This window comes from Streptomyces sp. NBC_01092 (assembly GCF_045039535.1).
In the GTDB taxonomy this organism is placed as follows: Bacteria; Actinomycetota; Actinomycetes; order Streptomycetales; family Streptomycetaceae; genus Streptomyces.
The window spans coordinates 3,737,432-3,758,367 of sequence record NZ_CP108659.1; the positions used below are offsets into that span (position 1 = coordinate 3,737,432).

General features: G+C 70.9%; 18 protein-coding genes and 2 tRNA genes. 3 read left to right on the forward strand and 17 right to left on the reverse strand.

Annotated features, from left to right (window positions below; translation table 11 throughout):
• The 5 genes from OG254_RS16750 to leuS form a co-directional block, all read right to left on the reverse strand.
• The gene (locus OG254_RS16750) at positions 1-2,658 is read right to left on the reverse strand and encodes a ComEC/Rec2 family competence protein (protein ID WP_405582546.1); all 2,658 of its coding nucleotides are present in this window, start codon (positions 2,656-2,658) and stop codon (positions 1-3) included.
• Positions 2,655-3,746: a helix-hairpin-helix domain-containing protein gene (locus OG254_RS16755; RefSeq protein WP_405582549.1), complete on the reverse strand. Its 1,092-nt coding sequence runs from the start codon at positions 3,744-3,746 to the stop codon at positions 2,655-2,657. Before OG254_RS16755 ends, OG254_RS16750 begins: the two co-directional genes overlap by 4 nt.
• 315 nt (positions 3,747-4,061) lie before the next feature.
• Entirely contained in the window at positions 4,062-4,907 is an 846-nt protein-coding gene (locus OG254_RS16760) for a DegV family protein (RefSeq protein WP_405582551.1), read from the reverse strand.
• Between the two features lie 93 nt (positions 4,908-5,000).
• Positions 5,001-5,828 carry a hypothetical protein gene (locus tag OG254_RS16765; RefSeq protein ID WP_405595034.1) on the reverse strand — a complete coding sequence of 276 codons (828 nt, stop codon included), beginning with the start codon at positions 5,826-5,828 and terminating at the stop codon, positions 5,001-5,003.
• 222 nt (positions 5,829-6,050) lie between these two features.
• The gene (leuS, locus tag OG254_RS16770) at positions 6,051-8,954 is read right to left on the reverse strand and encodes a leucine--tRNA ligase (protein ID WP_405582553.1); all 2,904 of its coding nucleotides are present in this window, start codon (positions 8,952-8,954) and stop codon (positions 6,051-6,053) included.
• A 471-nt stretch (positions 8,955-9,425) separates the two neighbouring features.
• Here leuS and OG254_RS16775 point away from each other — a divergent pair, with 471 nt between their 5' ends.
• Both OG254_RS16775 and OG254_RS16780 read left to right on the forward strand, forming a co-directional pair.
• A complete protein-coding gene (locus tag OG254_RS16775) occupies positions 9,426-10,790 on the forward strand; it encodes a cytochrome b/b6 domain-containing protein (RefSeq protein WP_405582555.1) in 1,365 nt (454 codons plus the stop codon).
• Positions 10,787-12,397: an NADH-ubiquinone oxidoreductase-F iron-sulfur binding region domain-containing protein gene (locus OG254_RS16780; protein WP_405582557.1), complete on the forward strand. Its 1,611-nt coding sequence runs from the start codon at positions 10,787-10,789 to the stop codon at positions 12,395-12,397. The genes OG254_RS16775 and OG254_RS16780 overlap by 4 nt, the downstream gene beginning before the upstream one ends.
• A 106-nt stretch (positions 12,398-12,503) precedes the next feature.
• On the opposite strand, the gene OG254_RS16785 is transcribed toward OG254_RS16780, so the two are convergent.
• The 10 genes from OG254_RS16785 to OG254_RS16830 all read right to left on the reverse strand — a co-directional run bounded on the left by OG254_RS16785 (position 12,504) and on the right by OG254_RS16830 (position 17,691).
• A tRNA-Ala gene (locus OG254_RS16785) sits at positions 12,504-12,576 on the reverse strand.
• Positions 12,577-12,699: 123 nt separating this feature from the next.
• Complete coding sequence (locus OG254_RS16790) at positions 12,700-12,933, reverse strand: hypothetical protein (protein ID WP_003976229.1); 234 nt, start codon at positions 12,931-12,933, stop codon at positions 12,700-12,702.
• A 3-nt stretch (positions 12,934-12,936) separates the two neighbouring features.
• Positions 12,937-13,110, reverse strand: a complete 174-nt coding sequence (locus OG254_RS16795) for a hypothetical protein (RefSeq protein WP_351191487.1) — start codon at positions 13,108-13,110, stop codon at positions 12,937-12,939.
• Positions 13,111-13,373: 263 nt separating this feature from the next.
• Positions 13,374-13,446 (reverse strand) — tRNA-Ala (locus OG254_RS16800).
• 105 nt (positions 13,447-13,551) lie between these two features.
• Positions 13,552-14,223 (reverse strand): histidine phosphatase family protein, encoded by a 672-nt coding sequence (locus OG254_RS16805; RefSeq protein ID WP_405582559.1) that lies wholly within the window; start codon positions 14,221-14,223, stop codon positions 13,552-13,554.
• Positions 14,220-14,666 carry a ribosome silencing factor gene (gene rsfS, locus OG254_RS16810; protein WP_351191491.1) on the reverse strand — a complete coding sequence of 149 codons (447 nt, stop codon included), beginning with the start codon at positions 14,664-14,666 and terminating at the stop codon, positions 14,220-14,222. Before rsfS ends, OG254_RS16805 begins: the two co-directional genes overlap by 4 nt.
• A 124-nt stretch (positions 14,667-14,790) precedes the next feature.
• Positions 14,791-16,491 carry an LCP family protein gene (locus tag OG254_RS16815; RefSeq protein ID WP_405582562.1) on the reverse strand — a complete coding sequence of 567 codons (1,701 nt, stop codon included), beginning with the start codon at positions 16,489-16,491 and terminating at the stop codon, positions 14,791-14,793.
• A 26-nt stretch (positions 16,492-16,517) separates the two neighbouring features.
• Positions 16,518-17,156, reverse strand: coding sequence for a nicotinate-nucleotide adenylyltransferase (nadD, locus tag OG254_RS16820; protein WP_351191495.1), 639 nt, complete (start codon positions 17,154-17,156; stop codon positions 16,518-16,520).
• A 77-nt stretch (positions 17,157-17,233) separates the two neighbouring features.
• A complete protein-coding gene (locus OG254_RS16825; protein WP_351191497.1) occupies positions 17,234-17,398 on the reverse strand; it encodes a hypothetical protein in 165 nt (54 codons plus the stop codon).
• A 131-nt stretch (positions 17,399-17,529) separates the two neighbouring features.
• Entirely contained in the window at positions 17,530-17,691 is a 162-nt protein-coding gene (locus OG254_RS16830; protein WP_030948199.1) for a hypothetical protein, read from the reverse strand.
• A 136-nt stretch (positions 17,692-17,827) separates the two neighbouring features.
• Between OG254_RS16830 and OG254_RS16835 the strand changes: the two genes are divergently transcribed.
• A complete protein-coding gene (locus tag OG254_RS16835) occupies positions 17,828-18,949 on the forward strand; it encodes a M48 family metallopeptidase (protein ID WP_405582565.1) in 1,122 nt (373 codons plus the stop codon).
• Positions 18,950-19,021: 72 nt separating this feature from the next.
• On the opposite strand, the gene OG254_RS16840 is transcribed toward OG254_RS16835, so the two are convergent.
• Positions 19,022-20,125 (reverse strand): hypothetical protein, encoded by a 1,104-nt coding sequence (locus OG254_RS16840; RefSeq protein WP_405582567.1) that lies wholly within the window; start codon positions 20,123-20,125, stop codon positions 19,022-19,024.
• A gap of 122 nt (positions 20,126-20,247) precedes the next feature.
• A complete protein-coding gene (locus OG254_RS16845) occupies positions 20,248-20,850 on the reverse strand; it encodes a hypothetical protein (RefSeq protein ID WP_405582569.1) in 603 nt (200 codons plus the stop codon).
• Positions 20,851-20,936 lie beyond the last annotated feature (86 nt).

The following is a 20,936-nucleotide window of genomic DNA, read 5'->3' on the forward strand; positions in this document are numbered from 1 at the left end:
TCAGTCTCCCGCCACCATGAGCTCAGCGCCCGCACCCGCGACCGCCAGCGCCCCGTCCTCGTCCGTCCGCAGCACGACCGCGCCCTGCGCCCGCAGCGCGGCGACCGTGCCGGGAGCCGGGTGACCGTACGGGTTGTCCGCCCCGCAGGAGATCAACGCCAGCCTCGGGGCGGCCCTGCGTATGAGCTCCGGGTCCTGGTACGCCGAGCCGTGGTGGGCGACCTTCAGCACATCGACGCCGGCCAGCAGCGGGCCCGCCGGCGATCTCAACAGCGCCCGCTGGGCCGGGGGTTCCAGATCCCCCAACAGCAGCAGGCGCAGCCCTGCCGACCGGACGAGCAGGGTGACGCTGGAGTCGTTCGGCCCGTCCGGTGCCAGGGCCGGGTGCGGCGGCGGCCACAGCACCCGCCAGCTCAACGCTCCGGTGCGTCGCTCCTCCCCGGCGGCGGCCCGCGTCACGGGGATCCGCCGGGCGGCCGCCTCCCTGCGCACGAACTCCACCTGGTCTACGGGCTCTTCGTGCCCCGTCGTCTCGATCGCGCCCACCGCGCGCCCACGCAGGACGCCGGGCAGGCCCGCCACATGGTCGGCGTGGAAGTGGGTCAGCACGACGAGCGGGATCTTCGTGATGCCGAGCGTGCGCAGACACCGGTCGACCAGCGTCGGATCGGGGCCGGCGTCCACGACCACCCCCGTCCCGTCGCCCGCCGCGAGCACCGTGGCGTCCCCCTGTCCCACGTCGCACATCGCGAACCGCCACCCCGGCGGCGGCCACCCGGTGACCACCCTGGTCAACGGCGGCGGCTGCACCACCGCCAGCAGGAGCAGCGCCCCGCACACCACGCACCACCAGGGGTGCCGCAGCAGCCGTCGGCCAGTGAGTACGACGACCACCGTGACGAGAGCGAGCAACGCCGCTCCAGTCCAGCTGCCGGGCCAGTCCACGCCTGCCCCGGGCAGTGCGGCACCCGTCCGGGCGACGCCCGCGAGCCACCCGGCGGGCCAACTCGCGCACCAGGCCAGGACCTTGGCCACCGGCATCGCGAACGGTGCCGTCGCCAGCGCGGCGAAGCCCAGCACCGTGGCCGGCGCGATCGCGAACTCCGCGAACAGATTGCACGGCACCGCCACCAGGCTCACCCGGGCCGACAGCACTGCCACAACCGGCGCGCACAGTGCCTGCGCGGCAGCCGCGGCCGCCAGCGCCTCGGCCAACCGCGGCGGCACCCGGCGCCTGCGCAGCGCCTCACTCCAGCGGGGCGCGAGGGTGAGCAGGGCGCCCGTCGCCAGGACGGAGAGCAGGAAGCCGTAGCTGCGGGCCAGCCATGGGTCGTACAGCACCAGCAGCAGTACGGCCGTCGCCAGCGCCGGGATCAGCGATCTACGGCGTCCGGTCGCCAGGGCCAGCAGCGCCACGGCCCCGCAGGCCGCGGCCCGCAGCACGCTCGGGTCCGGCCGGCACACGACGACGAACGCGAGCGTGAGCGCGCCGCCGAGCAACGCGGTCGTCCGCAGCGAGATGCCGAGGCGGGGTGCGAGACCGCGGCGCTCGACCCGCTGCGCGAGTCCGGGTGGGCCGATGAGCAGGGCCAGGATGATCGTGAGGTTGCTGCCGGAGACCGCGAGCGTGTGCGCGAGGTCGGTCTCCTTGAACGCCTCGTCCAGCTCCGGCGTGATCCGCGAGGTGTCACCCACGACCAGCCCCGGCAGCAGCGCCCGCGCGTCCCCCGGCAATCCGTCGGTCGCCTCCCGCAGCCCACCCCGCAACCGCCCCGCCAGCCGCTGCGCCGCCGACGGCTCCCCCACGACCTCCGGCACGACCGACTCCCGCACCCGCAACACGGCCGCGATCCGGTCCCCGTCCACCCGGGCGGGCGCGATCCGCGCGGTCACTCGCAGCCGGGTGGAGGGGAGGAGGGTCAGCCAGGGGGAGGGGCGAGTGGAGGAGGGGCTGGTGGAGGAGGGGGGTGGTTGCTCGCCGTCGGCGGAGGGGGAGGAGAGCGATGGCCGCAGCCCGGCGTGCGACGAAGGCTGCCGGTGCTCTCCGGCGTCGGCCGAGGGCCCCCAGCCCCCGTCGACGATCATCAACACGGGCGCCCGCGTCGTCACCGCCGTGCCGTTCGGTTCCTCGACGCGTCGTACGTCCGCGTGGACCAGTACGGAGGTCGGCGCCATGTGATCGCCCCTGATGCGGGGTCGGGTGAGCCGGGGGTCGGAGGTGATCTCGATTTCGGCGGTCACCGTGGCGTACTGCTGCGCCAGCCGCGGCACCGGCCCTCGCCGCAGATCGGCCCCGTGCAGCCCGGCGGAGGCGGCGGCCGCGGCGACACAGAGCAGTACGGCGGCGGCCGAGGTACGGGGCCAGGTCCAGCGCGTGGGCACCTGGCCCTGCCCGCCGGCCCCACGCCGTCGCATCAGCAGCAGTGTGCCCACCGCGAGCAAGCAGACCACCGCCGCACCGGCCACCCACTCCGGCGGGGCGTCCAGCATCAGCGCCGCTGTTGCCCAGGCGGCGAGTGCCGGTGGGACCAGGCGCAGGTCCGCCGGTCCTTCCTGTCGGGGGTGGGCGGCGCCGAGCCGTCGTCCGGACGCGGCGTGAACAGCGGCTCGAGAAGGGGTGAGGCCCCGTGTGAGGGTGTCGTGGCCGTCCTGCCTCATGGCCGTACGAGATTCTGCAGATCGGCGAAACGGCGATCGCCGATGCCATTGACCTCGCGCAGTTCGTCGACCGAGCGGAAGCCGCCGTGCTGGGTGCGGTAGTCGATGATGTGCTGGGCCAGCACCGGGCCGACGCCCGGGAGGGTGTCCAACTGGTCCACGGTGGCGGTGTTGAGGGGGATCGGTGCGGTGGGTGCGGCGCCGGGGGCCGCGGCACCGCCTGTCCCCGGAGCGCCACCCGTTCCCGTGCCGGTGGCCCCGGGCAGGGCGGCCGGAGCGCCGACGATCACCTGCTCGCCGTCCACCAGGAACCGGGCCCGGTTGAGACTGTCGGTGTTCGTGCCGGGGCGCGCCCCGCCCGCCGCCCGCAGCGCGTCGGCCACGCGCGAGCCCGCCGGAAGGCGATGGATCCCCGGCTTGCGCACCTTGCCACTGACGTCCACCACGATCTTGGGCGCGGCTGTCCCCACAGCCCCAGACACCCCGGCCGCCGAAGCAGCCGCCCCGGCGTCACCGCCCTGCTCCCCGCCGGGTTCCCCTCCGCCGTACGGAGCCACCGCCCGCACCACCTCGGGGGCCCGCACGGACTGCGCCCGTCCGGCCCAGAAGTGCTGCACCGCGAAGCCGGCGGCGAGGACGAGCACCACGGTGAGCGCGACCACGCTCCGCCGCTCCAGCCCACACCGCACCTGCAACCAGACCGGCATCCGCTCCCGCAACGCCAGCCCGGCCCGCGCCCGCCAGTCCCCCGAGCCGCCGCCTGCGTCCGCGCGGACACCAGCACCGTCACCATCCTCGGCACCGGCACCAGCACCAGAAGGGGCCCCGAGCGGGTCCTCCGGCTGGTGCAGCAACCGGAGGGCGCCGGAGGCCCCGGCACCCGCACCCGCACCCGCACCCGCACCCGCATGCACCAGATCCAGATCCAGATCCGGATCCGTTTCCGCCCCCGCACCACCGCCCCGCCCCGGCGGCCCCGCCCCCGACTCCCGCCACTCCCCGACCCGTTCGGCGAAAATCACCTCCGTCCTGCGCCGCAGCTCCTCCGCCGACGCATGCCGCTGACGTGCCCTCCCCGTGCCAGGCATGACTCGCCGGTGACCGGCGCGCCCGTCGGAGTGCGGCCCACGTCCCGGGCCGCTGGTCACGGTCGCGACACGGGCGCCCGTGCGCGTGGCGGGACTCGTGGCGGAAAGCGTGCCCGGACGCGCGCCCGGACCCGTGACTGTGCGTGTACGTGTACGTGATCGAAGTGCCATGCCACGAGGATCCGACACCTCGCCACACCCGCGATGATCTTGCTCAATTCCCGGGGATTACCGCCCAGTTGTGGATATCTCCGCAACCCACACGAGTGACTCCCCCGCCCACGCAGAGGGCTCGACCACCCCTCCGCCACTCCCTCACCGCGGCGAAACCACAACCCCCAACAACCCGGGCCCGGTATGCGCCCCGATCACCGCCCCGACCTCGCTCACGTGCAGCTCCGCCAACCCCGGCACCCGCGCCCGCAGACGATCCGCCAGCGCCGACGCCCGGTCCGGCGCGGCGAGATGGTGGACCGCGATGTCGACCTGCGCGCTGCCCGCCCGGTCGGCCGCGATCTCCTCCAGGCGGGCGATCGCCTTGGAAGCCGTGCGGACCTTCTCCAGCGGGCCGATCCGGCCGCTCTCCAGCTGCAACAGCGGCTTCACCGCGAGGGCGGAGCCCAGCAGGGCCTGCGCGGCGCCGATGCGGCCGCCGCGGCGCAGATAGTCGAGGGTGTCGACGTAGAAGTAGGCGGCCGTGGCCCCGGCCCGTTTCTCGGCAGCCGTGACGGCCTCGTCCACCGTGCCGCCCGTCTCCGCCGCCTCGGCCGCCGCGAGCGCGCAGAAGCCGAGGGCCATGGCGACCATGCCCGTGTCCACCACCCGCACCGGCACGGGCGCCTCGCGAGCCGCGAGCACCGCCGCGTCGTAGGTGCCGGAGAGCTCGGCGGACAGATGCAGGGAGACGATGCCGGTGGCTCCGGACTCGGCCACCTCGCGGTAGTGCTGCGCGAAGACCTCGGGGCTCGGGCGCGAGGTGGTGACAGGGCGTCGCTTCTGCAACGCCTGGGCAAGGGAACGGGTCGAGATCTCGGTGCCCTCGTCGAGCGCCTGGCCGCCGATGACCACGGTCAGGGGTACCGCTGTGATGCCGTGGCGCTCCATCGTCCGGGGCGGCAGGTAGGCCGTTGAATCGGTGACGATAGCGACATGGCGGGACATGAGCTGGAGGTTACCTGGCGTAGCGCCCGGGCGGCAGCCCGACCCCGCTCAGCCGGTGAAGCCTTGACCGGAGCGGCTCGCGGTCGCGCGTGCTCAAGTCGTGCTCTCGGGGCGGGGTTTCTTCTGCCACGGGTACGTCGGGCGAGGCCCCGGCGGGTTGAGGGCGGGCCTCGTCGGCTCCTCGGCCCGCTGTGTCCGAGGGGTGTCCGGCCAGGTCTGCTCGCTCGTCGCACCGGACTCGGCGGCGGGCGCCTCCGGCCATGGGGGCGGCGGGGACGCCGGCCGCTCCGATGACGGCGTCGACGACGAGGATCCCGTGGTCGAGGATCCCGTGGTCGAGGATCCTGTGGTCGAGGACTCCGTGGTCGAGGACTCCGTCGTCTGCCAGTGCCGCAGCGCGCCGGTCTCCACGTCGATCTGGGCGCTGAGGGTGTCCAGGTCGTCGTCGGCGAAGCGGCGGGCCCGGTCGCGGACCGCCCAGCGCAGGGAGTCCGCCGCCTCGACGATGCGCTCGGTGCGTTCGCGCAGGTCGGGCAGGCGCGCGACGAGCATCGTGCGGTCGGGCTCGGACTCCAGGCGCCGCAGCTCCGCGTCGAGTTCGTGCCCATGTGCGCTGAGGCGCTCGAAGAGGCCGAGGGACTCCTTGAGGGACTCGTCCTCGCTCACGCCCGCATGGAGGGCGTCCTGGGTGGCGCGCATCGAGGTGCGCAGCTTCAGCCGCAGCTGGGCGAGCTCACCGGGCGCACCGGGCTGGGCGAAGGACTTGGCCCGCAGGGTGTGGTCCTCGACCGTGCGCCGGGCGTGAGTGATCGTCTCGTCCACCCGGCGCTTGGCGGCACCGACCACCTTCACCGTGGCGTACGCGCCGAGCGCGACGAAGAGCACGAAGAGCAGGGCGACGACTGCGATCACTGCTTCCACGAACTCCTCCTCGGACCGGCCGCGACCCATGCCACGTCGCGTCACTCTTCAACGGTAAACGCAGCGGGCAGGCCCGGAGTTCCAAAAGAACCCCGAACCTGCCCGTAGGGGATCACCCCGAGACAAGATCACACGGAGTACGGCACCCGGCCCGGCCCAACCGCCAGAGGCAGACTCACGCCAACCACCGGAGGCAGACTCACGCCGACCGCCGAGGCAGACTCACGCCGGAACGATGTTCACCAGCTTCGGCGCCCGCACGATCACCTTGCGGATCCCGGCCCCGTCCAGCGCCGCCACGACCTTCTCGTCGGACAGCGCGACCTTCTCCAGTTCCTCGTCGGAGATGGCCGGCGAGACCTCCAGCCGCGCCTTGACCTTGCCCTTGATCTGCACGACGCAGGTCACGGTCTCGTCGATCACGTACGCCGGGTCGGCGACCGGGAAGTCCTCGTGCACCACCGAGCCGGTACGCCCCAGTTTGCGCCACAGCTCCTCGGCGATGTGCGGGGCCAGCGGCGCGGCCATCAGCACCAGAGACTCGGCCACGGAGCGCGGCACGGAGCCGCCCGCCTTGGTCAGGTGGTTGTTCAGCTCGGTGACCTTGGCGATGGCGGTGTTGAACCGCATGCCCTCCAGGTCCCCACGCACCCCGTCGATCGCCTTGTGCAGGGCACGCAGCGTCTCCTCGTCGGGCTCGGCGTCGACGACCGTCACCGCACCGGTGGTCTCGTCGATGACGTTGCGCCACAGCCGCTGCAGCAGCCGGAACTGGCCGACCACCGCGCGCGTGTCCCACGGCCGGGAGACGTCCAGCGGGCCCATCGCCATCTCGTACAGGCGCAGCGTGTCGGCGCCGTACTCGGCGCAGATCTCGTCCGGAGTGACCGCGTTCTTCAGGGACTTGCCCATCTTGCCCAGCAGCCGGGAGACCTTCTCGCCCTGGTAGTAGTACGCGCCGTCGCGCTCCTCCACCTCGGCGGCCGGCACCGCGATGCCACGGCTGTCACGGTAGACGTAGGCCTGGATCATGCCCTGGTTGAACAGCTTGTGGAACGGCTCGGCCGAGGAGACGTGCCCCAGGTCGAACAGCACCTTGGACCAGAAGCGTGCGTACAGCAGGTGCAGCACGGCGTGCTCGGCGCCGCCGACGTACAGGTCGACTCCGCCGTGCGGCTGGCCCTCGCGCGGGCCCATCCAGTACTGCTCGATCTCCGGGTCGACCAGCTTCTCGCTGTTGTGCGGGTCCAGGTAGCGCAGCTCGTACCAGCAGGAACCGGCCCAGTTGGGCATGGTGTTGGTCTCACGCCGGTAAGGGCGCGGACCGCGTCCGTCGCCCAGGTCCAGCGTGACGTTGACCCACTCCTCGTTGCGCGACAGCGGCGTCTCGGGCTCGGTGTCGGCGTCGTCCGGGTCGAAGGTGCGCGGCGAGTAGTCCTCGACCTCGGGCAGCTCCAGCGGCAGCATCGACTCGGGCAGCGCGTGCGCGATGCCGTCCTCGTCGTACACGATCGGGAAGGGCTCGCCCCAGTAGCGCTGGCGGCTGAACAGCCAGTCGCGCAGCCGGAAGTTGACGGTGCCCTCGCCGACCCCGGACCGCTCCAGCCACTCCGTGATGCGGGCCTTGGCCTCGACGACGCCCAGGCCGTCCAGGGAGACACCCTCACCGGTGGAGTTGATGATCTTCGCGTCGTACGACCCGAAGGCGTTCTCCCACGTCGAGGTGTCCGTGCCACGGCCGTCCGTCGGCTCGACGATGCAGATGATCGGCAGCTCGAAGGCGCGCGCGAACTCGAAGTCACGCTGGTCGCCGCACGGTACGGCCATGATCGCGCCGGTGCCGTAGCCCATCAGGACGTAGTCGGCGATGAAGACGGGGACCTGCTCGCCGTTGACCGGGTTGGTCGCGTACGAGCCGATGAAGACGCCGGTCTTGTCCTTGGCCTCGGCCTGGCGCTCGACGTCGGACTTCGAGGCGGCCTGCGCGCGGTAGGCGGCGACGGCCTCGGCCGGGGTCGCGTGGCCGCCGGTCCACACGTCGTGCGTGCCCTCGGGCCAGGCGTCCGGGGTGAACTTGTCGACCAGCGGGTGCTCGGGCGCCAGCACCATGTAGCTCGCGCCGAACAGGGTGTCGGGGCGCGTAGTGAAGACCGTGATGCGCTCGCCGTCGACGGGGAAGTCGACGCGGGCGCCCTCGGAGCGGCCGATCCAGTTGCGCTGCTGCAGCTTGATGGCCTCGGGCCAGTCCAGCTCGTCCAGGTCGTCCAGCAGCCGGTCGGCGTAGGCGGTGATCCGCATGTTCCACTGGCGCAGCTTGGACTTGAAGACCGGGAAGTTGCCGCGCTCGGAGCGACCGTCGGCGGTGACCTCCTCGTTGGCCAGGACGGTGCCCAGGCCGGGGCACCAGTTGACCGGCGCGTCGGAGGCGTACGCCAGGCGGTACCCGCCCAGGACGTCGGCGCGCTCGTCGGCACTCAGCTCGCTCCACGCGCGCGTGGAGCCGTCAGCGCCGGCGCCACCGTCGACGTCCGGCACAGCACGCTCGCCCGACTCGAACTCGGCGACCAGCTCGGCGATCGGCCGGGCCTTGTTCGCCTTGTCGTCGTACCAGGAGTTGAAGATCTGCAGGAAGATCCACTGGGTCCACTTGTAGTAGTCCGGGTCGATCGTGGCGAACGACCGGCGCTTGTCGTGGCCCAGGCCCAGCCGGCGCAGCTGGACCTTCATGTTCTCGATGTTGGCCTCGGTGGAGACACGCGGGTGCGTGCCGGTCTGCACGGCGTACTGCTCGGCGGGCAGGCCGAAGGCGTCGAAGCCCAGGGTGTGCAGGACGTTGTGGCCGGTCATGCGCTGGAAGCGCGCGAAGACGTCGGTGGCGATGTAGCCCAGGGGGTGGCCGACGTGCAGACCCGCACCGGAGGGGTAGGGGAACATGTCCATGATGAACTTCTTGGGCTTGGCGACCAGCTCGGGATCGCCCGCCAGATCACCCTTGGGGTTCGGCGCCGCGTACGTGCCCTCGGCGTCCCAGAAGTCCTGCCAGCGTGCCTCGATCTCGGCGGCCATGGCCGCCGTGTAGCGGTGCGGCGCTGCCACCTCGGCGGCAGCGGGGTTCGTCTCGCTCATGATCCTCAAAGCTCCATCGATCGTCTCTGCCAGCGGCTGCGATTTCCCGGGAAACGAAAAATCCCCTCGCACAGGAGGGGACGCCGCGCCGATTCCGACCAACCGATTCGCCCGGTGGTCGGGAGTGATCAGCGCGGCTCGCTAAGCAGAAGGCGTACGGCACGCATGGCGTCAGGGTACCGCAGCGCCGGAGCGGGTCGCGACGGACTTCCGGCGGGGCGCATGACGGTCCTCACTAGGGGCTCACGCATGAACAATCGCGCCCCCGGCTCCGTACCTGAGAGTTGTGAAGACATGGAAAAGCTGAACAACGTTCAATTGTTACCTGGCGTAACAGTCGCTAAGGGACATCGCAAGCTCCTCACAGCCCGTAGATAACAACGCAATAACTCAAACGCCGTACCCCCCGGTATGGAGCCACTTAGAGTGCGGCAGCGGGACCGCCTTCCCGAACCGCTCGGAGTTGCCCCCATGAACCCTCGTCGTAGTAACAGTTCGCTTCCCTCACCGGGCCGGTCGGCCTACGGGGTTGCGACCGCTGCTGTTCTGCTGCTCATACCCCTGGTCGTGCTGCTCGGCGGTACCTGGCTCCAGGAGTTCCTCAACTTCGGTGCCGGCGTCCTGTCGCTCGTCTGCCTGACCTGTTCGGTCATCTGGGGCCTGGTCGCCCAGGACCGGATGATCCTCAACACCCGCCAGCGGATCATCGCGCAGGGCATCCACCGGGTGACCGCGGTGGCCTCGATCGCGTTCCTCCTGGTGCACATCGGCGTCAAGCTGGCGCTGGACCACGCCAGCCCGATCGCCGCACTGATCCCCTTCAGCCTGGTGTTCGCCGGCGGCACCGAGATCCCGGGCAGCGCCTTCCTCATCGGCCTGGGCTCCCTGGCCGCCCTCCTCATGATCTTCGTCGGCATCACCGGCGCCCTGCGCAACCAGTTCGCCTCCCCGGCGCCGGTCGCCGCACGCTGGCGCGCGATGCACATGCTGGCCTACCCGGCCTGGTGCTCGGCCCTGATCCACGGCCTGTTCGCGGGCCGCCCGGCGAAGACGTTCTTCATGGTCAGCTACGAACTCTGCGTCGTCGCCGTCGCCGCGGCCCTCGCCCTGCGCGCCGCCCCGCGCCCGTTCAAGCGCAAGTTCGCCGACCGGATCGCCCAGATCATCGGCAACGAGCCGGGCGCCCGCGAGGACCTGGAGGAGAGCCGCGCCAGGGCCGGGTCCGGCTCCTCCCTGCCGGGCTACGAGGACCAGCGGCCGTCCCGCTCGGCACGCCCCTCACGCGACGAACGACCGGGCCCCCTGCCCGGCATGCCCTCCCAGGCCCCCTCGGCCGCGGAGACCACGGGCGGTTTCGCCGCCGCCTACCGCGCCGTCTCCCCCCGCTCCCGCGGGCAGCAACAGCCGTACGCCGACCAGACCTCACGCATGGACCTGCCCATGGACATGCAGCCGACGGAGGCGATCCCGCGCGTCGACGGCGCCGGCGGCGGCACGGGCAACTGGCCCATCCCCTCCCCCCCTCCGGTCGGCGAGGCGCCCCCGTCGGCCTACGACCCGCTCAACGACACCGGATACAACATCCCCGTCTACGACAATTCCGGCACCACGACCTACGGCTCGAACACCTCGGGCTACGGCTCCAACTCCGCGGGTTACGGCTCGAGTGATGTGTACGACACATCTGAGACGAACGCCGTCTTCGGTACGTACAACCAGAACGACACGTACAACAACAGCGGTCCCGCCACCGAAACAATGCCCGGTGCCTCCTACGACTTCGACGCACCGGGTTCGGGCGAACCTTGGAACACGCCTTCCGGAGGCTTTAAGTGAACGAGGCCCTGCCCGACGTACCCGAAGTCCGCGTGGTCGGACTTCCCCAGCTCACGTCGGGCTTCGACCTTGTCGAGAGACTTGACCTGCCCATGCATCTGAAGGTGCACGGGCCGCTCGAACCGTTGGGCGGCGAGCAGCTGGCGAAGCTCGCCGAGAACATCAACCTGAAGGGCCGCGGCGGCGCGGGCTTCCCCTTCCACAAGAAGCTGCGCTCGGTCGCCGAGGCCGCGATCAAGCGCGGCGTGCGGCCGGTCGTCGTGGTCAACGGCAGTGAGGACGAGCCGGCCTGCCGCAAGGACACGGTGATGATCAACCGTGCCCCGCATCTCATCCTGGACGGCGCCCTGCTGTGCGCCGAGGCCCTGGGTGCCCGCACGCTCGTGGTGGCGGTCACCCGGGAATCGACCCAGCGCTCGATGGAGGCCGCCCTCGCCGAACGCGGCCTCAGCAACAGCCGTCGGTCCGCGCTACGCGCGTTCGTCCAGCGCAACCCGGTGCGCATGGTCACCGGAGCTGCCGCCTCCGTGATCCGCTCCATCGACGGCGGCCCGGCGATCCCGCCCGGCCGCAAGGTCAGCGCCTCGCAGAACGGCGTCGGCGGCGCCCCGACCCTGCTGTCCAACGCCGAGACGTTCGCCCAGCTCGCCATCGCCGCCCGCATCGGCCCGGAGCGCTACGGCAACACCGGCCTGTACGACGAGCCGGGCACCGTGATGCTCACGGTCTCCGGCGCGGTCGCCCGCCCGATGGTCATCGAGGTCCCGACGGGCGTCCCGCTGCGCTACGTCCTCCAGCTCGCCGGCGCCCCGCCGGTCCCCCAGGGCGTGCTGACCGGCGGCTACCACGGCAAGTGGATCGACGCGGCGACGGTCAACGAGGCGATCGTCTCGCGCAACTCCCTGGACGCGGTCGGCGGCGCGCTCGGCGCCGGCGCGATCCTGCCGATCACTCAGGAGACCTGCCCGCTGGGCGAGTCGCTGCGCGTGGCGCAGTGGCTGGCCGAGGAGAGCGCGGGCCAGTGCGGCCCCTGCTACCTCGGTCTGCCGGCCGCCGCGCGCGGCCTGGAGGACATACTCAACGGCGGTGGCCCGGCCGCCCTGGAGGCCCTGAAGCAGGTCGCCAAGAACGTGAAGCGGCGCGGTGCGTGCTCGCACCCGGACGGCTCCGCGATGTTCCTGGAGTCGACCATCAAGGCGTTCACCGACGACCTCGCGGCACACGTCCTCGGCAACGGCTGCGGACGGCCCGTGGAGGGCGTTCTGCCGCTCTTCGAGGGCGGCAGGGGACCCTCGGGCACCCCGGGTGGCGCCGAGTCGGAGGAGGACGGTCCCAGCCGCCAGAAGATCTACGTCGACTGGACGCTGTGCCGCGGCCACGGCCTGTGCGCGGACATCCTCCCGGAGGTCTTCCAGCTCGGCGCCGACGGTTTCCCGACCGTCGCCCAGGCGACGGTCCCGCGCTACGCCGAGGACAAGGCCCTGCGCGCGGTGCGCCGTTGCCCGGCCCTCGCGCTGCGCCTGGAGGAGGACACCCGCGCGCAGGAGTCGTCCCGCAACCTGCCGGTCCTCTCTCAGGGGCGCGGCAGGCGGGCGTTGGGGCGCTGAGACCGAGCACATACGCGCAGAGGGGCCGTCCAAGCCGGACGGCCCCTCTGGTGATGTCGGACGAAAAGGATCCCGCCGTGTCTTGCCGACCCGGCGGGATCTACTGTGGAGCTAAGGAGAATTGAACTCCTGACCTCCTGCATGCCATGCAGGCGCTCTACCAACTGAGCTATAGCCCCTTGCTTGGTCCGCCCGGTCTCCCCGGCGGCGACGCCAACTTTACCGGGCGACCCTGCGCAGCTCCAAATCGTTTCCCGCGCACGCCGATACGACCATAAATGTCCGAATCCGCGACGCGGGCCTCACGCCGTGACGAAGGAATAGAAACGCTTGAGCGTGCAGTGCTCTTCGAGGAGGCGGCCATAGATCGGTTCGCCCTCGAGTTCACGGTAGGTCTCGATCGGGTCGCCCTTTATGATCAGCGCCCGCGCGCATTCCTCGCACCAGTACTGGTAGTCGGGGTTCACCGGTTCCATGTCACGGACGATCGGCGTTCCGCTGCCGCACCAGTCGCACTTTCGCCTGTGTGCACCCATCGATCAGCTCCAGCTGTGGCCGCAGGCCGTGCACACGTAGGAAATTCCACCGTTGTCACCGAGGAGCTGTGCGACGTGGGCGGAACCGCAGGAAGGGCAGCTGAGGCGGGTGATCGTGTCCCGTGTCAATGCTGCCTCGAAGAGGTGACCGACCTCTTCGAGGATGCTCGCAGGCATCACTACTCCCTCCCGTCGGGCCGCGCCCCCTCCGGCCGTTTGATTCTGCCACGGCCGGACCAATACGGTCAGCGACGCCTCAGTACCAGTCCGGACACGGCAGCCTCCGTGGCCGGGCGAACCGTGCGAACCCGCACCCCAACGCGCCTCTCCTGAGAGGTATACGCCTGCGAGGCCCAAGTGACTCAAGCCTGACCCGAACAGTTCGGATACCAGAAGATCCCGCCGATCGGAGCGATCGGCGGGATCTTGTTGTCTGACTGTGGAGCTAAGGAGAATTGAACTCCTGACCTCCTGCATGCCATGCAGGCGCTCTACCAACTGAGCTATAGCCCCTTGCGTTCATCCGCTGTGCAGCGGGGCGAACAAGAAGAACCTTAGCCTGTGACCTGCCGGAAAGTGAAATCCGGGTTCCCGGGCCGTCCCGGCCGGGACCCGGCGTCAGTCGTCGTCGCCGAGCACCGGCTCCGGCAGGGTGCCGGCGTTGTGCTCCAGCAGGCGCCAGCCGCGCGCGCCCTCGCCGAGGACGGACCAGCAGCAGTTGGTCAGGCCGCCGAGGCTCTCCCAATGCCGGGCCTGGAGGCCGAGGAGACGGCCGATGGTCGTACGGATGGTGCCGCCGTGGCTGACCACCACGAGCGTGCCCTCGTCGGGGAGTTTCTCGGCGTGCCGGAGCACCACGGGCGCGGCGCGGTCGGCGACCTCGGTCTCCAGTTCGCCACCGCCGCGGCGCACCGGCTCACCGCGCTTCCACGCGGCGTACTCCTCGCCGTGCCGGGCGATGATCTCGTCGTGCGTGAGCCCCTGCCAGACGCCCGCGTAGGTCTCGCGCAGGGCCTCGTCGTGCGTGACCTCCAGGCCGGTGAGCACGGCCAGCTCGGCGGCCGTGTTCGCGGCGCGCTGGAGGTCCGAGGCGACGATCGCGTCGGGCTTGAGGTTCACCAGAAGCCGGGCGGCGCGGCGGGCCTGGGAGATACCGGCCTCGGTGAGGGGGACGTCCGTGGAGCCCTGGAAGCGGCGCTCCACGTTCCAGGACGTCTGGCCGTGCCGCCACAGGATGACGCGGCGACCGCGGCCGGGCTGGCCCGCGGTCACCTCGCCGGTGGCGCTCATCGCCACTCACCGCCCAGCTCGGCCGCCTCCTCGGCAGCCTGGAGCTTGGCGTGCTCCGCGGCCTTGCCACGGGTGGCCTTGGCGTCCTCGGGCAGCGCGATCTCGGGGCAGTCCTTCCACAGCCGCTCCAGGGCGTAGAAGACGCGCTCCTCGCTGTGCTGGACGTGGACGACGATGTCGACGTAGTCGAGCAGGACCCAGCGGGCCTCGCGGTCGCCCTCGCGGCGCACCGGCTTGGCGCCGAGCTCCTTGGAGAGGCGCTCCTCGATCTCGTCGACGATCGACTTGACCTGGCGGTCGTTGGGCGCGGAGGCCAGCAGGAAGGCGTCCGTGATCGACAGGACGTCGCTGACGTCGTAGGCGATGATGTCGTGCGCGAGCTTGTCGGCGGCCGCCTGGGCGGCGGTGTTGACGAGCTCGAGGGAACGGTCGGTAGCGGTCACTACAAGGCTTTCGGTCGGCGGACTCTTGACTTCACTCGACATCAAGGGTCTCACGGACCAGTGACAGCACCCCACGTGATTATCGGTTCACGTGGGGTGGCCTGTGGTGATGTGCGAGCTGTGGTTACGAGGACGACGGTTCGTAGTCCTGGCCCAGGACCACCGAGACATCGGCGTTCCCGGACACGTCCCCCTTGGTGACCGCGTCGGCGGACAGGCCCAGGGTCTTGGCGACCTCGGTGGCGTTGTCCTTGTCGGCGGCGTCGGCGTAGACGACCTTCGACGTGGCCGCGGCGGACGAGGTGCCGCCCTCCAGGAACGTGAAGCCGCCGTTCAGCAGCACCACGCGGGCCTTGCCGGTGTTGTCCTTGACGCCGCTGGCGTTGCGGACGGACACACGGATCGCGGCGTCCTTGTCGGGGCTCTTCGCGGTGCCGCCGAGGACGTCCTTGACGACGCTCGCGCTCGCCTGGGCGCTCAGCGTGCCGTCGGTCTGGACCGGCATCAGGGCCGTCTTGTAGTCGCCGCCCTTGGCGAGGTCGGCGAGCCTGGCGAGGAAGGCGCCGAGATCCTTGTCGGTCAGCGGCGGCTCGATGATCATGCCGAGTGTCTGCACGGTGGTGGTCGCGCCCTGTGCGTCCGAGGTCAGCTTGCGCAGCACCGCCTGCATGACCTGACCGAACCGCTCCAGCTGGGCGTTCTGTGCCTCGCCCGAGCCCTGGTAGGTGGCGTAGGCGACGGCCATCTTGCCGCTGAGGGTCTGCGCGCTGCCCTTGCGCACGAGGGGGGCGCTGCCCTTGGACTTGGCGTCGGGGTCGGGGACGTTCGCGTTGGTGTCGATGTCGATGTCGCCGACCAGGTCGACGAGGTTCTGCAGATACGGGGTGTCCAGCCGCCAGGTGCCCTGGATCTCGGTGCCGAGGGCGGTGTCGATCGCGTCGCGCGTGCCGGAGGAGCCGTCGTCGTCGACCGACTTGGCGAGCGTGGTCGTGCTGCCGTCGTCGCCGGTCAGGGCGAGGGAGTTGGGCAGCAGGACGGTGGTGCCCTGCTTGGTGGTGGTGTTGTCGACGAGCAGCGCCGTGGAGGTGCCGCCCTTCTTGGTGTTGTGCAGGTGCAGCACGATCACGTCGCGCTTCTGGGCGCCCACGGCCGTGGCGGTGTCGGTCTTGTCGTCCGACGAGGCGAGGCCGGGCAGCTTCCCGGCGTACCAGAGGTAGCCGACGCCGCCGGCCGCGGCGAGCGCCAGGACGACCACGAGGGCGATCACCCGCGCGCGTGCCCGTCGCTTGGCCTCCTCGCGGCGCTCGGTGCGGTTCTCGGTGAACTTCAGCCAGTCGATGACGTCCTCGGAGTCCTGGTCGGGCTCCTCGACGAAGGCGAACTGCTCGGTGCGGTAGTCCCGGTCGCCCCGCTGCTGGGCCATGGGCTCCTCGACGGGCCCGGCCTGGTGCGGGATGTAGGCGGTCTGCTCGGCGACCCTCGGCTGCTGACCGCTGGTGGCGGTACGGCCGTAGGGGTCGTACTGCGCCGCGTGCCCACCGGCCTGCTGCTGGTGCGTGCCGGTGCCGTACGGGTCGTAGGACGGCTGGGCCTGCTGCCGGCCGGTGTCACCGCCGCCGTAGGGGTCGTACGGCTGGGCCTGCTGCTGGCCGGTCGCGTACGGGTCGTAGCCGTAGCCCTGCTGTGCGTAGGTGTCGTACTGCTGCTGGTTCTGCTGCGGCGGCGGGATCGGTCGGTACACCGGCCGGCCGTACTCGTCGTAGCCGACGAGTTCGTACTGGTCGGACTCGTATCCTGCCGCCCCCGCGTCGTATCGGTCGTTCACCGGTAGCCCCTCTCGGCTCACTCGCCTCACTCGCCGCGGTACAGCTCACGTTTGTCGATGTAGCGCACGACTCCGTCGGGCACCAGATACCAGATGGGATCTCCCTTTGCGACTCTCGCGCGGCAATCGGTGGACGAGATGGCCAGCGCGGGAACCTCGACCAACGACACACCGCCCTCGGGGAGCCCGTCGTCGTCGAGGTGGTGGCCGGGCCGGGTGACCCCGACGAAGTGCGCGAGGGAGAACAGCTCCTCCGAGTCCCGCCAGGTCAGGATCTGGCCGAGGGCGTCGGCCCCGGTGATGAAGAAGAGGTCGGTGTCGGGGTTCAGCGAGCGCAGATCGCGCAGGGTGTCCACGGTGTACGTCGGGCCGCCCCGGTCGATGTCGATGCGGCTGACGGAGAACTGCGGGTTCTCGGCGGTGGCGATGACCGTCATCAGATAGCGGTCCTCGGCCGGGGAGACGTGCCGGTGGCTCTTCTGCCACGGCTGGCCGGTCGGCACGAACACGACCTCGTCCAGGTGGAACTGCGCGGCGACCTCACTGGCCGCGACGAGGTGCCCGTGGTGGATCGGGTCGAAGGTTCCGCCCATGACGCCGAGGCGGCGCTTGCCGGGGTTCGACGGGCCGTGTGCGAGGCCGGTAGGCATGTCCTGCTCTCCCATGCGTGCAGACCCTACCGGCCCCGCCTGAGAGCTCCGGCCGACTGTCGCGCGGGCGGAGCGAGGGGCCTGGCCGGGACTCAGCGGTCGCGGTTGAAGCGGGTGGTGATCCACAGCAGCAGCATGAGGATGATGAACGCGCCGCCACCGGTGGCCAGCGGGCTGATGCTGCTGTGGCCGCCGCTGTGCTCCTCGCCCTCGGCGGCGAGGGTGACCAACTGGGCAGCTGCGCTGTGGAGGCTCATCTTCGGCGTGACCTATCGGTGAGGGCGGGATAAGGCTGTCGGCCCATCGTAAGCGGGCGCCATGACGGCCATCACGCCGACTCCACCGTTGGGGCGCCTCGGACGGACCGACGGGCAACCTTCCCGGCCGTTCAGTCGTCCTTCTGCCTGTAGCCCCGCAACAGGAACCACGCGGTCAGCACACAGCCCACGACCATCACGATCAGTACGACCCGGAGCAGATTCCCCGCCCCCTGCTGCTCGGCCGCCCTCGCGGCCTCGGTGAGCCAGGCGGCCGAGGGGTTGTACTCCATGACGCGGAACTCCTTCGCTGTAGTGCCCGTCCACGGTAACTCCGCCTAGGCTGGGCTCTGCTTCGGGGGCGCAAAGGGCGGAACAAGGCTCCGCAAAGGGCCGGCATACCCATCCACACGCACATGGGGGAAAGACATGTCCGACGGCCACGAGCACAACGGGCACGAGAACGTACCGAGCAGGCAGCGCAGGCGTTTCCCGGGGATCTCCTCGCGGGCGTACGAACACCCGGCGGACCGCTCTGCCCTGGTGGCTCTGCGCAAGCTCACCGGCTTCGACACGGTCTTCAAGGCCCTGAGCGGCCTGCTCCCCGAGCGCAGTCTGCGTCTGCTCTTCCTCTCCGACTCCGTGCGGGTGTCGGAGCAGCAGTTCACGCACCTCAACGACATGCTGCGGGACGCCTGTTACATCCTGGACCTGGAGAAGGTCCCGCCGATGTACGTCAACCAGGACCCGGTGCCCAACGCGATGTGCATCGGCCTGGACGAGCCGATCATCGTCGTCACCACGGGCCTGGTCGAGCTGCTCGACGAGGAGGAGATGCGGGCGGTGATCGGCCACGAAGTGGGCCACGCCCTCTCCGGTCACTCGGTGTACCGCACGATACTGCTGTTCCTGACCAGCCTCGCTGTCCGGGTCGCCTGGATCCCGCTGGGCAACCTCGCGATCATGGCGATCGTGACGGCGCTGCGGGAGTGGTTCCGCAAGTCGGAGCTCTCCGCGGACCGCGCCGGCCTGCTCGTCGGCCAGGACCTCCAGGCCTCGATGCGCGGCCTGATGAAGCTCGCGGGCGGCCACCATCTGCACGAGATGAACGTGGACGCGTTCCTGAAGCAGGCCGAGGAGTACGAGGCGGGCGGCGACCTGCGCGACTCGGTGCTGAAGATCCTGAACGTGCTGCCGCGCTCGCACCCGTTCACCACGGTCCGCGCGGCCGAGCTGAAGAAGTGGGCCGAGACCCGCGACTACCAGCGGATCATGGACGGTCACTACCCGCGGCGCAGCGAGGACAAGGACACCTCGGTCACCGACTCCTTCCGCGAGTCGGCGTCGCACTACGCCGGCCACGTGAAGTCCTCCAAGGACCCCCTGATGAAGCTGGTCACGGACATCGCCGGCGGCGCGGGCGACCTGGGCGGCCGGGTACGCCGCGGCTTCGGCGGCTTCACGAGCGCACCGTCGAACGACGAGCCGAGGCGCGAGGGCGAGGGCGAGGGCGAGGGCGAGGACGGCAACGACACCGGGCCGAAGGCCTGACGCAGCGGCCACCTCCGAACCCCGGGCGGGCCGCCTTCTTCAGCCCGTCCGGGGCCCCCTCAGGCCCCCGGCTCACATCTTCGGCTGCGACCCCTCCGCCAGCGATCCGCACAGCGCCGTCGCCCCACCCGTGGCATACGGGTCGGTACCCGCCGGACCGCCCTCCTTCGCCGTCTGCCCGGCCAGCAACGGATGCAGCCGGTTCGTGGAGTCCTCGGCGCAGGACAGCGGCCCCGCCTGGACGTAGGAGACGACCAGCTGGGCCTGGTGCAACCGCAGGTCCTCGCGGTCGAAGCGGAACTGCAGCTCCCGGCGCACGGTGAACAGCGAGGCCTCGGCCGTCTTCGCCCCGGCGTCCGCCTTCTGACCGGAGCCGTCCGCGACCGCCCGCAGGGCGTACACGAACGTGTGGTCGGCCGTGACCTCCAGCGTCGACGAGTCGGTCTCGGCGGCCTGGAGCGTGCCCTGCACCCGGATGCTGCGATCGGCCAGCTCGGCCTGCGAGGAGTCGAAGCGCACCAGCCAGCCGGTCGGCGCGTGCCGGCCGTCCGCCGCCGGGTGCCCGAAGCTCTGGTCGAACTGGTCCAGTTGGTCGGGGTCCAGCAGCACCCGCACCGGCCGGACCTGCTCGCCGGTCAGCACCTCGGGATACAGCGCGGACCGCACGATGTAGTCCTTCGCGATGCTCAGCGCGTTCGTGACCTGACCGTCCGAGAAGTGCGCGGTGCGCCGCGCGGCCGGCAGCGGAATGCCCTCAGCGCCGATCCGGAACTGGGCCGCGGGACTGCTCGCGTACAGGTGGTCCGTATCGCTCGCCCCGGGCACCTCGCCCCCGGGGGCGAGCGGGATGACGGTCATCCGCAGGGGCTCGGCGGGCGGCCCGGAACCGGCCGGGCTCTGGTAAGGGTGCCGTACACCCATGTAGATCGCCGTACCGAAGGCGACGGCGATCAACAGGACGAGGACGAAAGCCTGCCGGGACAGTCCCCGGCGCATGGGTGGACGGCGGCGTACGGCAGGGGCGTGGTCGGCCATCCGCTCCTGTGCGGAGAACTCCTGAAGGCGGGCAGCACGGACGAACGACTCGTCGAAGACGACGGATCGGTATTCGTCCTCTCCACCACCCGCGGGGCCGCCTTCGGGTGTCCCCTCAGGTGGGTCTCCAGGCCCTCCCATATCTTCAGGGTAGGTCGCCGGGAGCTCAGGTAAACGCCCTGCTGCACGACAACTTCTGACAGGTTCTCACCAGGTTCACCCAACAGCTCTCCGTAGTGCTCAGGCCATCGGTCGACTCCGCGTCAGGGCGTGCGCGGGGTCGCCGGGACGGCCGGCGGCGAGTACTCGGCGGAGGCGGAGGGAGCGGGTCCGCTGCCTTGCTCCAGACCGGTCGAGGCCGGTGGCGGGACCCGGTCCCGGCTGCCCGAGGAGGCGCCGCGATAGACCGCCGTGAAGGCCAGCGCGACCATGCCGATGCCCATCACGAGGGCGAGCATCCAGGCGACGGGACGGTGCCAGCGGACCTGCTTGCCGTAGGTCCCGGGGGCGCCGTAGTGGCCTTCGAGGATGTCCGTGTCGTCCAGATCGTCCAGCTCGGGATCATGGCCGAATCCGGTGCGGTCGTCGGGGCCGTACCCCTCTTCGTACCGCTCGCCCCGGCCGTGGGCCCGGCGTGCTTCCGCCTCGGAGGCCTCCGCTCTCGCCTGGGCGGCGGCCAGGAGGCGCTCGACCGCGGTCGGCTCGTGCACCGCGGCCGCCTGCACGAAGGCCTCGTCGAAGACCACGGAGGCGAACTCTTCGTCCGACACCCCGCGGTCGTGGTCGTCGTCGGGCTCCCAGCCGTCAGGGAACGGCGTGCCCCCCACGTCCTCCGGCACGGCTCCAGAGTAGACCTGGGGGGTCAATTTGGGCAGACGGTATGGAAATTCATCCGCCTTGTGAGACACCTTCCGTGCGCCACGGAGGCAGTCCGGGGGCGCGTGTCGGACGC

Coding starts and splice junctions, on each gene's coding strand:
- OG254_RS16835 (WP_405582565.1), top strand. CDS start 17,828: ATGTCCGACGGCCACGAGCACAACGGGCACGAGAACGTACCGAGCAGG.
- OG254_RS16790 (WP_003976229.1), bottom strand. CDS start 12,933: ATGGGTGCACACAGGCGAAAGTGCGACTGGTGCGGCAGCGGAACGCCG.
- nadD (WP_351191495.1), bottom strand. CDS start 17,156: ATGGGAGAGCAGGACATGCCTACCGGCCTCGCACACGGCCCGTCGAAC.
- OG254_RS16755 (WP_405582549.1), bottom strand. CDS start 3,746: ATGCCTGGCACGGGGAGGGCACGTCAGCGGCATGCGTCGGCGGAGGAG.
- OG254_RS16760 (WP_405582551.1), bottom strand. CDS start 4,907: ATGTCCCGCCATGTCGCTATCGTCACCGATTCAACGGCCTACCTGCCG.
- OG254_RS16825 (WP_351191497.1), bottom strand. CDS start 17,398: ATGAGCCTCCACAGCGCAGCTGCCCAGTTGGTCACCCTCGCCGCCGAG.
- leuS (WP_405582553.1), bottom strand. CDS start 8,954: ATGAGCGAGACGAACCCCGCTGCCGCCGAGGTGGCAGCGCCGCACCGC.
- OG254_RS16805 (WP_405582559.1), bottom strand. CDS start 14,223: ATGAGCGCCACCGGCGAGGTGACCGCGGGCCAGCCCGGCCGCGGTCGC.
- OG254_RS16840 (WP_405582567.1), bottom strand. CDS start 20,125: ATGGGAGGGCCTGGAGACCCACCTGAGGGGACACCCGAAGGCGGCCCC.
- OG254_RS16750 (WP_405582546.1), bottom strand. CDS start 2,658: ATGAGGCAGGACGGCCACGACACCCTCACACGGGGCCTCACCCCTTCT.
- OG254_RS16830 (WP_030948199.1), bottom strand. CDS start 17,691: ATGGAGTACAACCCCTCGGCCGCCTGGCTCACCGAGGCCGCGAGGGCG.
- OG254_RS16775 (WP_405582555.1), top strand. CDS start 9,426: ATGAACCCTCGTCGTAGTAACAGTTCGCTTCCCTCACCGGGCCGGTCG.
- OG254_RS16795 (WP_351191487.1), bottom strand. CDS start 13,110: ATGCCTGCGAGCATCCTCGAAGAGGTCGGTCACCTCTTCGAGGCAGCA.